Annotated in this window: 12 protein-coding genes; 7 read left to right on the top strand and 5 right to left on the bottom strand. The window is 60.4% G+C overall.

The genetic code is table 11. From position 1 onward, the window contains the following. Positions 1-166: 166 nt before the first annotated feature. Complete coding sequence (locus ACUN8C_RS13220) at positions 167-1,579, top strand: hypothetical protein (protein WP_445619626.1); 1,413 nt, start codon at positions 167-169, stop codon at positions 1,577-1,579. Positions 1,580-1,645: 66 nt separating this feature from the next. On the opposite strand, the gene ACUN8C_RS13215 is transcribed toward ACUN8C_RS13220, so the two are convergent. The 4 genes from ACUN8C_RS13215 to ACUN8C_RS13200 all read right to left on the bottom strand — a co-directional run bounded on the left by ACUN8C_RS13215 (position 1,646) and on the right by ACUN8C_RS13200 (position 5,371). Continuing rightward, positions 1,646-1,900, bottom strand: coding sequence for a YfhL family 4Fe-4S dicluster ferredoxin (locus ACUN8C_RS13215; RefSeq protein WP_086621909.1), 255 nt, complete (start codon positions 1,898-1,900; stop codon positions 1,646-1,648). Between the two features lie 77 nt (positions 1,901-1,977). Continuing rightward, positions 1,978-2,460: a pantetheine-phosphate adenylyltransferase gene (coaD, locus tag ACUN8C_RS13210; protein WP_445619625.1), complete on the bottom strand. Its 483-nt coding sequence runs from the start codon at positions 2,458-2,460 to the stop codon at positions 1,978-1,980. A gap of 175 nt (positions 2,461-2,635) precedes the next feature. Next, positions 2,636-4,504 carry a beta-ketoacyl synthase gene (locus tag ACUN8C_RS13205; protein WP_445621869.1) on the bottom strand — a complete coding sequence of 623 codons (1,869 nt, stop codon included), beginning with the start codon at positions 4,502-4,504 and terminating at the stop codon, positions 2,636-2,638. A gap of 267 nt (positions 4,505-4,771) precedes the next feature. Then, complete coding sequence (locus ACUN8C_RS13200) at positions 4,772-5,371, bottom strand: DedA family protein (protein ID WP_445619624.1); 600 nt, start codon at positions 5,369-5,371, stop codon at positions 4,772-4,774. 78 nt (positions 5,372-5,449) lie between these two features. On the opposite strand from ACUN8C_RS13200, the gene trmB reads away from it, so the two are divergent. The 3 genes from trmB (at position 5,450) to dacB (ending at position 8,114) form a co-directional block, all read left to right on the top strand. Next, positions 5,450-6,169 (top strand): tRNA (guanine(46)-N(7))-methyltransferase TrmB, encoded by a 720-nt coding sequence (trmB, locus tag ACUN8C_RS13195; protein WP_445619623.1) that lies wholly within the window; start codon positions 5,450-5,452, stop codon positions 6,167-6,169. A 12-nt stretch (positions 6,170-6,181) separates the two neighbouring features. Beyond that, complete coding sequence (locus ACUN8C_RS13190) at positions 6,182-6,520, top strand: DMT family transporter (protein ID WP_445619622.1); 339 nt, start codon at positions 6,182-6,184, stop codon at positions 6,518-6,520. Positions 6,521-6,626: 106 nt separating this feature from the next. Further along, on the top strand, positions 6,627-8,114 hold the full coding sequence (gene dacB / locus ACUN8C_RS13185) for a D-alanyl-D-alanine carboxypeptidase/D-alanyl-D-alanine endopeptidase (RefSeq protein WP_445619621.1): 1,488 nt from the start codon (positions 6,627-6,629) through the stop codon (positions 8,112-8,114). Positions 8,115-8,131: 17 nt separating this feature from the next. On the opposite strand, the gene ACUN8C_RS13180 is transcribed toward dacB, so the two are convergent. Beyond that, positions 8,132-8,953 carry an MBL fold metallo-hydrolase gene (locus ACUN8C_RS13180; protein WP_445619620.1) on the bottom strand — a complete coding sequence of 274 codons (822 nt, stop codon included), beginning with the start codon at positions 8,951-8,953 and terminating at the stop codon, positions 8,132-8,134. Positions 8,954-9,166: 213 nt separating this feature from the next. Between ACUN8C_RS13180 and ACUN8C_RS13175 the strand changes: the two genes are divergently transcribed. From ACUN8C_RS13175 to ACUN8C_RS13165, 3 genes are all read left to right on the top strand, one after another. Beyond that, positions 9,167-9,535, top strand: a complete 369-nt coding sequence (locus ACUN8C_RS13175; RefSeq protein WP_445619619.1) for a diacylglycerol kinase — start codon at positions 9,167-9,169, stop codon at positions 9,533-9,535. Positions 9,536-9,826: 291 nt separating this feature from the next. After that, on the top strand, positions 9,827-11,455 hold the full coding sequence (locus ACUN8C_RS13170; RefSeq protein ID WP_445619618.1) for a BCCT family transporter: 1,629 nt from the start codon (positions 9,827-9,829) through the stop codon (positions 11,453-11,455). Further along, the gene (locus ACUN8C_RS13165; RefSeq protein ID WP_445619617.1) at positions 11,455-13,479 is read left to right on the top strand and encodes a CocE/NonD family hydrolase; all 2,025 of its coding nucleotides are present in this window, start codon (positions 11,455-11,457) and stop codon (positions 13,477-13,479) included. Before ACUN8C_RS13170 ends, ACUN8C_RS13165 begins: the two co-directional genes overlap by 1 nt. Positions 13,480-13,534 lie beyond the last annotated feature (55 nt).

Raw genomic sequence — 13,534 nt, 5'->3', positions numbered from 1 at the left:
CCCTGTTTCAGAACAGGGTTTTAAAACCCGTTGACGGCATGGCTGTCCGGCAAGGGTATATGTTTCCGGGCAAGGATATGCGAGCCTTTCATCATAATAATCTCGACCGGCAGGACGGCGCAGCATTGCGGCCGAGCCATTCAGGGATCGATATTCGGGAAATGTCATGAATTTTCGACGATATACATCGCCTTACCGCGGTGCGACCACGCTTGCCATGATGCTGGCGGGTACGGTCATGGGGGCTGCCAATGCCCATGCGCAGGCGGTTACTGATCTGGATTATATTGATCCCGGCATTCAACAGCCCACGGCAAGACATGAGCTTTTCAACGACCGCGACCGCGGCATCCGTCTCAGCGGTGGGCTGAGCTTTTACGGCTACGGCGCCACGACCCGAAACCTCAACTTTGGCTCATCCAGTGGTATCGATGGGGCCACGCCGACCGGCAAGCATCCGAGCTGGTGGGAACTGTCGGCCACTCCAACACTGCGCGGCGAGATCGATACCGGCCAAAGTGTGGTCTTCGCCGGTGTGGTGGGCGTTGGCAGCATGACGCGTGGCAATGCCTACGGTGATGCCTCGGGGGCCACGCCCGACCACCCTGAACATACGCGTCTTGATCAGGCCTATATCGGCTGGCGAAGCGGGTCGCTGCTGAAGGATTCGCTGGGGGAGGATGCTCTGACCTTCTCGTTTGGTCGACAGCAGTTCATGTTCGGCGAAGGTTTCCTGGTAGGAGATGGCTATACCGATACCGGCAAGTACGGCGGCTATTGGAATGGCCCGAGCCAGGGGTTCAAGAATGCGGCCATCGCCTCGATCGACAGCCACGGCTGGCACGGCGACCTGTTCCACCTGGAGCAGGATCAGTACGTTCAGGGCGGGCCCGATGAAGAAACCTCAGCCAACGGGATCAACGCGGAATACACCTTTACCGATCGCGCCAAGGTCGGTGGCGCCTGGCTTCGTACCTACGACAGCGATATTGCCGGACGCGATGGCATGGATGTCTGGAACGTGCGTCTCAAGGGCCGGCCGCTGGCGGAGGTCCCGGGTCTTGCGCTGGGCGGGCAGTATGTCAGCCAGAAAAATCGGGACGCCGATATCGATGACGATGGCTGGTACGTTCAGGCCACTTATACCTTCCAGGACGCCCCCTGGACGCCTGAAATTGCCTATCGTCACGCCCGCTTCAGCGAAAACTACGACACCCTGTTTTACGAGTTTGCCGGTGGATGGGGCAACTGGTTCATGGGGGAGATTACCGGCGAATACATGCTGTTCAATACCAACATGAAAATCGACATGCTGAGAGCGTCGGTTTCCCCGCGTGATGATCTGGAAACCGGCATCATCGGCTATCGCTTCCGTCTGGATGATCCGCAATCCGTGGGCGCCAGCGACGCCGACTTTGCCAAAGAGATCAATCTCTATGCGGACTGGAACCTCAGTGAGCAGGTGACCCTCTCGGGCGTCTATGCGGTGGCCTTCCCCGAAGAGGGTGCCCGCTCGCGCTTTGGCGGCAACGATAATACGTCACAGCTGTTTGAGCTGTTTGCCACCTATACCTTCTAGGGATTGGCCATGCAAAAGGGCGGCCTGCGGGCCGCCCTTTTCTTGAATCCGTCGATGGCTTGAGTATCAGCTTTCGACGGCGGTAATGCGTTCGTATTTCTCCATCAGCTGCTCGCGAGACTCCTCGCGCTCGGGGTCAAGCGGGATACAGTCGACCGGACAGACCTGCTGACATTGCGGTTCATCAAAGTGGCCGACGCACTCGGTGCACAGTCCCGGGTCGATCACGTAAATCTCTTCGCCGGGCGAAATGGCGTTATTGGGGCATTCCGGCTCGCAAACGTCGCAGTTGATGCACTCATCGGTGATCATCAGGGACATGGTAACCTCCTGGTTCGCGCACGCCGTTGGTGGACGCTGCGCGGCTGTCATCCGCCGGCCCGGGGCCGTTTGCCGGTTCAGGCGCTGCGAAAGTGTTCTGCAAGCGCCTGGGCGATGCGGGGATGCACCATCGATGAAACGTCGCCGCCAAGACGGGCGATTTCACGCACGATGGTGGATGAAATATAGGAATTCTCGACTTCAGGCGTCAAAAAAAGACTTTCAACATGGGGTGCCAGTGCCCGATTCATGTTGGCCAGCTGCAGCTCGTACTCAAAATCGGAGACGGCACGCAGCCCGCGCAGGATGATGCGTGCCCCGACCCGGTCTACCAGCTGAGTCAAAAGACAGCTGAACCCCACGACCTCAACATTGCCAAGATGGCCCAGGATCTCTCTGCCAAGCGCCACACGTTCATCGAGTGACAGGGTCGGCTGCTTGCGCGGGCTTTGCGCGACGGCCACGATCACCCGATCAAACATTGACGCCGCGCGTTCGATCAAATCGGTGTGGCCGTTGGTGATCGGATCAAAGGTCCCGGGGTACACCACAATGTTCATGTACGGACTCCATTCATCTTCGACCTGCCTTCAACGTCACGCCAGAGATATCCCTTGATGATGCGCTCTTGTTTCGTCTGGCCGCTCTTGCCTGCCGGGGGCGGGAGACTACTGTAAAGCGTCATGGCCGACAACTGCGCCTGCCGGACCAGCACAGGAGCCGGTCCGGCCGGGCTCAGTGGTCCAGCGTGCCGAACGGGTTGTCGACCTCAAGCGACACGGGCTTATGGTAGCCGGGAATGTAGATGTCCCGGGCGCCGACTTCGAGCTCGGGGCCTTCAAGAACGCCTTCACCGAAGCGATAGATCGGTGAGAATTCACCCTTGTGCGACTGCGCCTCGAATTGTGCCTGACGCGCCTGCACCTGCTCACGGCGCCGCCGCCACTGGGTCATGGTCGCTTCGCCATGCCGCTGGGTCAGCAGTCGTTCGGTGACTTCCGGGGACAGCAGCGGGGCGGTGGCGTTGTTGCCGCCAAAGCCCTTGGCGTTGATGAAGCTGACATCGGCGCGAAACTCGCGATGCTCTTTGAAGATGTCCAGACGTTCGGCATGAACATCGTCTGCCACGGCATCCAGGGTAAAAATGCCCGGCAGCAGACCGGTCCTGAAGCTGCCCAGGGCGCTCATCAGCTGATCACCGGCGGCGCTGCCCTGGGAGTGGCCCAGATAGGCCTTGATCGCGGCCACCGGCCAGTGGTCGATGCCATTGGCATGTGCCACACGATCGAGTACGTGGGATTCGGTGGTACGGTTTTTCGGGGTGCTGGTGCCGTGGGAGTGCACGTAGCTGCGCTCACGCACGGCCTTCTCGCCCAAAATGCTGCTGGCCAGCGCCACGCTCTTGCCCAGCGTGATGTAATTGCCGATGCCGGGTGCCGAAATGGAGCGCTTGTAGCCGTCGGCATTGATAAAGACTTCCGGCACGGCGCCCAGAATATCGGCGCCCAGCTCGAGTGCCAGACTATCGTCCATCAACATGACAAACTGGGCGGACTCGGCAATGGTAAAGCCGCAGTTGCGCGCGAAGGGACGACACACGCGCTGGTAATCCTCATCGGTCAGAAGCTCCAGCGCGTCGAGTGCCTTGACGCTGGCATCATCGGCCAGCGCACTCATGACACGAAAGCCTTCGACGATTTCCGGCGTAATGGGCGCATCCGCCGTGCCGACCATGACCAGCCGGCGTCTGCCCATGCGAATGTCATCCACACCCAGACGCAGGTTGTACAAAAAGGTAGCGCAGGCGCCCTGCATGGCACCCGTGGCGCCCACGCTGCCGAGCACGTAGGCATTGAGGAAATCGGCCGGCATCTGCCCGTAGCCCAGCGGCATCTGCTTGGAGGTGGCACGCTGGCCGGTCACGAAACTGTTGAGAAGACCTCCCCAGCCCTGGGCATCAAGCTGGCCGATCGAATTGCCGGCATAGACGGCCATCTGATCGGGGTCGAGCAGGTCCCGCAGGCTGTCCCACTCAAAGCCGCTCTGACCCAGACAGTCAGACGCTGCAAAGATGGTCATCGCCAGCGCACGCGGATGGTGCACGCTGCGATAAAAGCTGGCCGGATCAAACCCCGTCGGTAGCTGACCGGCGCTCTTGACCAGCGCGTCGCGGCGCTCCGGTAACAGAACTTCAAGCTCGCCGGCAGGCACGGTAACCCTGACATGGCGCTCGTCGATCGCCTCGATCTGCCAGTGCGCAGGCGGATTCTCGGGCAGCTGTCGGCGGCTGAGGCTGACCGTAAGAGGGGCATCGAGGGTTAGACTGGCCTGGCGGTTGGCCGGAATGCCGGTACCCGTAAAGCGGTCATCCTCGATACGTCGAATCAGGGTATGACGACGCACATATGCTTCGTGTTGTGCCGCCACGGCAGCATCATCAAGGGTATTGTCGCGATCACCTTCCTTGTCCGAAAGGTGTTGTCCCATCAGACTGGCGAGCCCCGAGAGGGTGTGCTGTCGGGTCTTTTCCGGCAGCGCATCGATCACGGTCCGGTAAAAGGACTGATGACCGGACGTTCTGCCAGCGGGATTGATACCGCCCATGCCGACGATCACCGGTAACTGTGACAAGCCGAAACCCTCGTGTTGATGCCTATAAGGAAGCGATAAAGCCATGGCGACCATGTCGCTGAAAGGATGGCGATATATCCGCACCACATGCCGTGGTGGGTCCGCTGGAACAGGGCAGTCATGATAGCATCGCCCCGGGCAGGACGTCATGTCGGCCGGTCAACGATCTGTCATGTCGGGTTGGCAGGATAGTGAGCGTGCTGGCTGAAAACAGTGGCTCGCCCGGCGCATGGCCGGTGGTTATCCGTCGGCGTGGCGATGATGGCGCCACAGACGCAGCACATACAACAGCACAACGGCCAGCAGCACGATCATGACAACCCACAGGCTGCCTGACAGCGACGTATGCTGTAAAAGCCAGTGACTGCCGCCTATCAGGCAGCCTGCCCACAGGGCAGACCCCAGGGTGGTGTAGAGCAGGTAGGGCATAAGGGGCATGCGATGAAAGCCTGCCGGTATCGACACCAGCGATCGCATGCCAGGAACCAGCCGCCCCAGCAGCACGACCAGGTAGCCATGGCGTCTGAATCGCCTGCCCGAGCGCTCGATATCGCCGGGTGTCAGGGCCAGCCAGTATCCGTGGCGGGCCAGAAAGCGCATGCATTGACGCTCATCCATCCATCGTCCCAGCAGATAAAGCGGCAGGGTCCCCAGTACCAGCCCCAGGGTGGCCGCTACCACGGCCGGTACCAGGGTGACATCGGTCGAGGACATGATGTGCGCCAGCATGGGCAGGGTTGACTCGGCCGGCAGGGGCGGAAACGCATTGATGAGCGTTGTCAGCAGCGTAATGGCCGTGTAGCCGTGCGTGTCCAGCAGCTGCTGAAGCCATGACTGCATGTATTTGCATATCCGTTGTATCAGGGGTTGGCGCCAGGTGGCGCCAATAAAGTTCCACCAGTATTGTTAAACGTTGCCATGTTCGCCAACTCCACACCGGTATACTCCACGCAGGCAGACCTGCATCCCGATCTCTCTCATCATGTTCAGCGTGCGCTCGACAATGACTGGCAGCGCCCCATTGCCGAGCATACCCGGACAGCCTTTGAAGATGCCCGACGGTTTTATCAGGCCCACGGTGGCCCGCTGATTCTGGATGCAGGCTGTGGGACGGGCCGCTCGACCCGGCAGCTGGCTCGATATTATCCAAACGCCTGCGTTTTGGGCATTGATCGCAGCGCCGATCGACTGTCGCGTGATTACGCTCGTGAACTGGGTGCCTTTCCCGACAATGCCCTGCTGGTGCGCGCTGACCTGGTCGATTTCTGGCGGCTGGCGCATCTGGCCGGCTGGCAGCCGGTCCGGCACTGTATCTTTTATCCCAACCCTTATCCCAAGGCATCACAGCTTAAAAGACGCTGGCATGCCCATCCGGTGTTTCCTGTTCTGCTGGCGCTGGGCGGGGTCCTTGAGCTACGCAGTAACTGGCAGATCTATGTCGAAGAGTTTGCCTGCGCCGTTCACCAGGTCACCGGTCAAAAGCCTCGGGTCGAGCGGCTTCCCCTGGGGCCGGACAGCGATTTTATCAGCGCCTTTGAGCACAAGTATTTCGACAGTGGGCATACCCTGTGGCAGCTCCAGTGTCCGCTGGAGACCTCGATATCGAAGGCGCCTGACCTTCGCCGCGATCCAACATGAAAGGATGACACCGTGCCCTGGCAACCCTACCTCTATCTGATTCTGGCCATCTTCGCCGAGGTGATCGCCACCAACGCGCTCAAGGCGTCCAACACCTTCAGCAGGCTCGGGCCCAGCCTGATCACGGTTGTGGGCTACGGGCTTGCGTTTTATCTGCTGTCGATGGTGCTCAAGAGCATGCCGGTCGGGGTGGCCTATGCCATCTGGGCGGGGCTGGGCATGGTATTGACCCTGATTGTGGCCATGGTCGTTTTTGGGGAGCGACCCGATGCGCCGGCCATGCTGGGGATCTCCCTGATCGTGGCCGGTGTGATCGTGCTGCAGTGCTTTTCCAAAATGAGCGCTGAGTAAGGCCATTAAAAAAAGTCCAGGATCGCGACGGCGCACGTTGCCACGGCACAGGCATGCCCATTACTCTGAGGCTTAAACAAGATGCCCGTGAAACAGGGAATTTTTCATGCCTGCAAGGTCTACTGCCGTAGGCGTTCATCGCCCGGCTGTCTTACGTCTTTTATCCTGTTTGCTGTTTGCCCCCATGATGCTGATGGCCGGCCAGGCGCTGTCCATGGAAGCCCGTGCCGATGGCTTTCCCGCCACGCAGGCACTGGCCGAGAAGGGGTTTGTGGTGGGGGCTCAGGCCCGTTTGCTGGACAGCGGCGAAACGCTGGGCAGCATTGCGCCCGATCAGCAGATGACGCCGGCGTCTGTCTCCAAACTCTATACAGCCGCTGCAGCATTGACGCAGTGGGGGCCGCAAAAGCGTTTCACGACCGAGCTTCGCAGTAGCGGCGCCATTGTCGATGGCGTGCTCAAGGGCGATCTGATACTCGATGGCGGCGGCGACCCGGGCATGACCAGCGAGGATTACTGGCTTTTAGTGCAGGGGCTGGCAAGCCGCGGCATCCATCGCATTGATGGTCGAGTACTGGCCAGTCAATGGCGCTTTGGGCCGGTGACCTGCGTGACCACGGATCGGTGCGATGCCCGCACCCGGACCCGTCATGCCTTTGATGCTCAGCTCACTTCCACGGCGGTGAATTTTGCCACCTGGTGCATGCGGGTGATGCCAGGCGATGCCGAAGGCGTGCCGGCACGCGTCACCAGCTGTGCAGGGGCAACGCCGCTGACGCGCGTCGACAACCGCGTCACGACCGTGTCACAGGGCAACACCGGCATCAGTGCCGAGCGTACGACCAGCGGCGGCAAGGATACGCTGGTCATTTCCGGCCAGATTCGCATGGACAGTGACCCTGCCAGTGTCTATCGCTCCAGCGCCGATCCGATCGAGCAGACGCTGGCCACGCTTGAGTCGATCATGCAGGGGGCCGGCATCGCCGTGACTGGCGGCTTCTCGCCCACGGTCAGCCGACCTTCCAGTGATACGCGTGTGCTGTCTGCCGTGGAGGGCAAGCCGCTACAGGAGCAGCTGCTGCGCATGCTCAATTACTCCAATAACTTCATGGCCGATACGCTGGCGCTGGATCTGGTCAATGGCACGCCCAGTATGCAAAGTGCTGCAACTACTCTGGACGCCTTTGCCCGTGACATCCCCGGGCACGGTCCTGTCAGCCTGCGCTCCGGCAGCGGCCTGACGCCTGAAAGCCATACCAGCGCTCGCGGTGTTACGGCACTGCTCGATCACATGTACCATCAGCCGGCACTTTTTCCGGTGTTTGTTGCCGGCATGCAGACTCCCGTCAATGGCCCCATGAACTTCATTCGCCGCGGCAGCGAGCGCTTTCAGCAAAGCGTCATGATCAAGACCGGTACCCTCAATGAGCCGGTGCCGGTGCGGGCAGTGGCCGGCTATTTTCGGACGCAGTCCGGCCGATGGGGCGCCTTTACGGTCATGGTCAATGGTCGGGCCCCCACGCCCTATATCAACTGGACGACCACGCTGGAAGCGGTCGCCAGCGATATTGATGTCATGATCGCCAATCATTGACACCGTGCCCGACTGACCTATCGGTCGGGCATGGCCCTTTCCTCGAAATTATTGAGCAGACAGCGCAGTCCATCCCGTAATGCTTCTCCTGACATGGCCCTGCCGTGGCCGGTCATGGCCACGGTTGGCATGAGCCCGGCCAGCATCTGTACCGAGTGATATGCGGCCTCCCAGTCCGGCGTGAAATAGCGCGGTGGCCCGCTGATCTCACGGTGCTGGGTGTACACCTGATAGAGCGACTCCTGCCTGACGGTCACGAAAGCATCGCCGGCCAGCAGGGCGCGGTCGCTGTCTCGAAACAGCGAGATATGACCCTGCGTATGGCCCGGGGTGTGCAGCCACCGCCAGTCGGCAAGACAGGGAACGCTGCCATCTTCCGGCAGGGGCCGGATGCGCGCACCCAGATCAATCGGTTCGCGGGGGAAAAAGCCGGCCAGTGAGGGAATGATCCCGCCACCAGCGTGGGTGTCGGGCGGGGCGTAGTGCTTCTGGCCGGTGAGATAGGGCAGCTCGAGTGGGTGTGCATAGACAGGCACGTTCCAGTGCTCTGCCAGTTCCACCACGGCGCCCACGTGATCAAAGTGGCCATGGGTCAAAATGATGGCGCGCGGGGGCACATTCTTGCCAAAGCGTTCGGCGGCGGCACGAATAATGTCATCTTCACAGCGGGGCATGCCGGCATCGACAAGTACCCAGTCGTCCCGGGCGGGGTCGGCCACAAAATACACATTTACGATCTGAACCGGATAGCAGTACACATCTGCCAGCACTTCATGTCCCTTGCCGCTGCTTACGGACGTCAGTGGCAGATGCCTGTCATGCAATGGATTGTCGACCATGGTCGCGTCTTCCTTTGGTGGGCCTGCCAACAGCCTGGTGGGTCGCGAGGTATGGGCGCCATAACATTGGGCAGGTTTTGGACAGTCTTGCCTGGCCATCGGACCGGCACTGGCCGTGGCCCTCTGGTGCACTGCTTTGGTAGGATGCTTTCTTCCCCTTAAAGATGGCAGGTTGCCTGCAATGCCTGTGATCCATGGACAGGAACCCTCTGCATGAAGCCCGCGCATACCGGTATCAAGCGGCTATTTCATTCCACGCGCTACTCCTGGAAAGGGCTGACGGCAGCCTGGTGTAACGAGGCGGCCTTTCGTCAGGAGTTGATCGTGACCGTATTGTTGTTGCCGACCACCTTCTGGCTGGGGCAGTCGCTGCTGGAATGGCTTTTACTGATAGGCAGTGCGGTACTGGTGATGGCCGTGGAGCTGCTCAATTCGGCCGTGGAGACCGTGGTGGATCGCATCGGTGTGGAGCATCACGAACTCTCCGGGCGGGCCAAGGATCTTGGGTCGGCCGCTGTCTTTCTCTGTGTTTTGTTTGCCTTTCTGGTCTGGGGCAGCCTGCTGGTGTTGCGCCTGGTCTGACCTGCGGTTTTTTGTGTTATTTCTTTCAAGCCGGTCTCTTTTAAGAAGGGCTCGAGGTGTCTCACCTCGGGCCCTTTTGGGTCAATGCTGCTGTCTGAAAATGACCTGCCATGTCCTGAGATCATGCCCTTATGCCCATTTGTCGATTGCAAGCTGACCCTCAAGGCCTTTGGATAGACCGGGTATTCCGGTGTGACATGGGTGCCATATCGCCACGGCGATGGCGCGGCAATATCCCCGGAATACCCGATTCAGGCAGGGCACATAACGATAAATCACGGGTAAAACGCGATGACACATTCCATTCGACCATGGGTCTTCTGGCCCGTGTTTCTGGTATTGCTGGCCGCCGTCATTACAAGCTTTATAAATATGGAGGGCTTTGTCAGCGTTGCCGGTGCGCTCAACGGTTTCGTCCTGGGTCACTTTTCCTGGCTTTTCAGCCTGGGCAGTTTCTATCTGCTGGTGCTGGGCATCATCATTTATGTTTCCCCGCTGGGGCGCATTCGCATTGGCGGTGACAAGGCAACGCCGCTGCTGTCAAAACTGCGCTGGTTTTCGATTACGCTATGCACCACGCTGGCCGTTGGCATTATCTTCTGGACCACCTCCGAGCCACTGTATCACTTTCACGGTCCGGCCCCGGGGCTTGGCATCGCGCCTGAGTCTCCCGAGGCGGCACGCTTTGCCATCTCCAGCATGTTCCTGCACTGGACGTTTACCCCGTATGCCATCTACGCCGTGCCGGCCCTGATTTTTGCACTGGTGTTTTATAACCGTCGCCAGCGCTTTTCGATCGCCAGCTTCTTCGAGCCCCTTTTTGGCCGCAGGCGCGTGCGCCGCGTGGGTGGGCTGATTGATGCGGTCGCACTTTATGCACTGGTCGCCGGCATGGCGTCATCACTTGGCACGGGAACGCTGACCATTACCGGTGGCCTTAACGGCTATGTTGGTGGAGAGACCAGCCCCTGGAAGCTGGGCATCGTCACGGCATTGATTGTGACTACCTTCGTGATCTCGGCCGCCACCGGATTACAACGTGGTATTGCCAGACTCTCATCACTGAATGCCATTTTGATGCTGGTGGTAGGCGTTTTCGTCCTCGTCTGTGGCCCCACGCTTTACATGCTTGGGCTTGGTGTGGAGTCGATCGGCACCTATCTGGACAATTTCTTCTCGAAAAGCCTGTATACCGGCACGGCCGCCGAGGACAGCTGGGCGCAGTCCTGGAGCATCTTCTACTGGGCGGTCTGGTTTGCCTGGGCGCCGGTGACCTCGCTGTTTCTGGGGCGTATTTCACGCGGCTACACGGTGCGCGAATTTCTCAATATCAATCTGATCCTGCCGGCGCTGTGTGCCATGGTCTGGATCATTATCTTCTCGACCAGCGCGCTGCATCTGGACATGGCCGACAATTCGAAGCTCTATGCCATGCTCAACGACAGCGGTATCGAGCAGGTGCTCTACAGCTTCTTTGGCGATCTGCCACTGGCCGTCATTACCGTGCCGCTGTTGCTCTTTATTGCCTTTATCTCCTATGTCACGGCGGCGGATTCCAATACCGATGCCATCGGCAATCTTTGCACCCGCGGGCTGACCGCCGATTCGGATATGAGCAGTTCGCTGCTCATGAAAGTGGTGTGGGGGTTGATCATCGGCACGGTCTCCTGGGTCATGACCAGCTTTGTTGGCATCGAGGGCGTGAAAATGCTCTCCAACCTTGGCGGTCTGCCGGCGATGCTGATGATTCTGCTGGCCAGCGTCTCGATCTGGCGCTGGATTGGCGACCCGTCACGACTCAATGAGCCGCCCTTGTTCGAGCGGGTGGCCGATCAGTTCTTGGAGGGCCTCAACGCCGACAGCGAGGCCACCGGGCCTGCCGACCAACCGCCATCCACGACCGACAGGGCAGTGAAATAATGCAGATCAGGGATGACTTTCCCCATCGCGTACGCGAAATCGACAACGCCTGGATCACGCTTGCCGAGGGCACGCGCCTGGCGGCGCGCATCTGGCTGCCGGAAGACGCCGAGCAGCATCCGGTGCCTGCGATTCTTGAGTACCTGCCCTATCGCAAACGCGATGGCACGGCGGTGCGCGACGAGCTGACGCATCCCTATCTTGCCGGGCATGGCTATGCCTGTGTTCGTGTCGATATGCGCGGCAACGGCGAATCCGACGGGCTGATGCAGGATGAGTATGCCCCGCAGGAGCAGGCCGACGGCCTCGAGGTGATCGACTGGATCGCCGCGCAACCCTGGTGCACCGGCAAGCTCGGCATGATGGGTATCTCCTGGGGCGGCTTTAACGGATTGCAGCTGGCCGCGCTGCGCCCGGAGCCGCTCAAGGCGATCATTACGCTGTGCTCCACCGATGATCGCTACGCCGATGATATCCACTACAAGGGCGGCAACATGCTGCTGGAAAATCTCGGCTGGGCGGCCACCATGCTGAGCTTTTCCTCCGCCGTGCCGGATCCGCAGCTGGTAGGCGAGCGCTGGCGAGAGATGTGGCTTGACCGGCTCGAGAACATGCCGCTGCTGGCGGAAACCTGGCTGTCTCACCAGCACCGTGATGACTACTGGTGCCATGGCTCGATATGTGAAAACTACGGTGACATCCAGGCTGCGGTCTATGCCATCAGCGGCTGGGGCGATGCCTACATGAACTCGATCCCGCGCATGATGGAACATCTCACCTGCCCCAAAAAGGCACTAGTGGGCCCCTGGATTCACAAGTATCCCCACTTTGCGACTCCTGATCCGGCCATCGGTTTTCTGCAGGAGGCGCTGCGCTGGTGGGACTACTGGTTGAAGGATATCGACACCGGCATCATGGCCGAGCCAGAATGCACCTTTTATCTGCAGGACGGCCTGCCGCCGGCGCCGAAGTATGACGAGCGCCCCGGACAATGGGTGCGCACGCATGGCTGGCCGGCACCCGATGATGAGGTCGAGACGACCACACTGGTGCTGGGCGATCATGGGCTGGTGGTTCAGGGTGAGTTGAGCGAGCCGCGTCGGATCACCTCGCCGCTGACGGCCGGGTCGCTGCAGGGTGAGTACATCGGGCTCTGGTATGGCGCTGATTTTCCGCCCGACCAGCGCCGCGATGACGGCCTGGCGCTGACCTTTGACTCCGAGCCATGGGCGGCGGGACTCGAACTGCTGGGCCAGCCGACCCTTGAGGTAGTGATCACCAGTGACACCGACTGTGGCCAGCTCAACGTGCGCCTTTGTGACGTCTCACCCGACGGTGAAAGCGCGCTGATTACCTATGGCACGCTCAATCTCACCCTGCGCGACGATCCGGGCGTGATCGAGTCGCCCGTGCCGGGGGCGCCCCTGCAGATTCGCCTGCCGATGGATCTGATCGGCTATCGCCTGCCCGCGGGGCATTGCTTGCGCGTGGCGCTTTCAAGCGCCAGCTTTCCACTGGTGTGGTCACCGAAAAGACGCTCGGATCTGACCCTGCTGGCCGGTACGCCGCATTTGACACTGCCGGTTTCCAGAGCGGCCCATATCGACATGCCGTTCGAACCGCCCGAGGCGGCAACACCCTGTCGACTGGAAACGCTGCGTCCCGGCGCGCCAAAACGTACCATCAGCGAGGATGTGGGCAGCGGCGAAGTCACCGTGATCGTGGAAGATGACATGGGCGACGTGCGTTTTCTCGATCACGGGTTGAGAGTCGATCAGCGCGCGCGCGAGGTCTATACCAGCCACCCCACGGATGCCACGAAAACGCGTGCCGAGATCCAGTGGACCTACAAGGCCGATCGCGATGAGGGGGAGGGGCAGTTCTCGGTGACAGTGGAAAGCTGTTATCAGCTTCGCTGTGATGAAGAAAGTTTCTACCTGAGTGCTTCGCAAGTGGCGCGTGAAGGTGAGCAGGTTGTCAGTGATCGCCACTGGTCGCATACGCTGCCGCGAACTGCGATCTGACCGGGCTTCCTGCCCATCGAGACAAGCATGCTATGCTGGTCGATCCCCGGTGTCG

It is taken from the genome of Kushneria sp. Sum13, from assembly GCF_052692355.1.
Note: the sequence above shows the minus strand (reverse complement) of the source record. Positions and strands in the feature narration are given on the sequence as shown.

Coding starts and splice junctions, on each gene's coding strand:
- ACUN8C_RS13180 (WP_445619620.1), bottom strand. CDS start 8,953: ATGGTCGACAATCCATTGCATGACAGGCATCTGCCACTGACGTCCGTA.
- ACUN8C_RS13200 (WP_445619624.1), bottom strand. CDS start 5,371: ATGCAGTCATGGCTTCAGCAGCTGCTGGACACGCACGGCTACACGGCC.
- ACUN8C_RS13220 (WP_445619626.1), top strand. CDS start 167: ATGAATTTTCGACGATATACATCGCCTTACCGCGGTGCGACCACGCTT.
- dacB (WP_445619621.1), top strand. CDS start 6,627: ATGCCTGCAAGGTCTACTGCCGTAGGCGTTCATCGCCCGGCTGTCTTA.
- ACUN8C_RS13205 (WP_445621869.1), bottom strand. CDS start 4,504: ATGGGCGGTATCAATCCCGCTGGCAGAACGTCCGGTCATCAGTCCTTT.
- ACUN8C_RS13175 (WP_445619619.1), top strand. CDS start 9,167: ATGAAGCCCGCGCATACCGGTATCAAGCGGCTATTTCATTCCACGCGC.
- ACUN8C_RS13215 (WP_086621909.1), bottom strand. CDS start 1,900: ATGTCCCTGATGATCACCGATGAGTGCATCAACTGCGACGTTTGCGAG.
- ACUN8C_RS13165 (WP_445619617.1), top strand. CDS start 11,455: ATGCAGATCAGGGATGACTTTCCCCATCGCGTACGCGAAATCGACAAC.
- trmB (WP_445619623.1), top strand. CDS start 5,450: ATGTTCGCCAACTCCACACCGGTATACTCCACGCAGGCAGACCTGCAT.
- ACUN8C_RS13170 (WP_445619618.1), top strand. CDS start 9,827: ATGACACATTCCATTCGACCATGGGTCTTCTGGCCCGTGTTTCTGGTA.
- coaD (WP_445619625.1), bottom strand. CDS start 2,460: ATGAACATTGTGGTGTACCCCGGGACCTTTGATCCGATCACCAACGGC.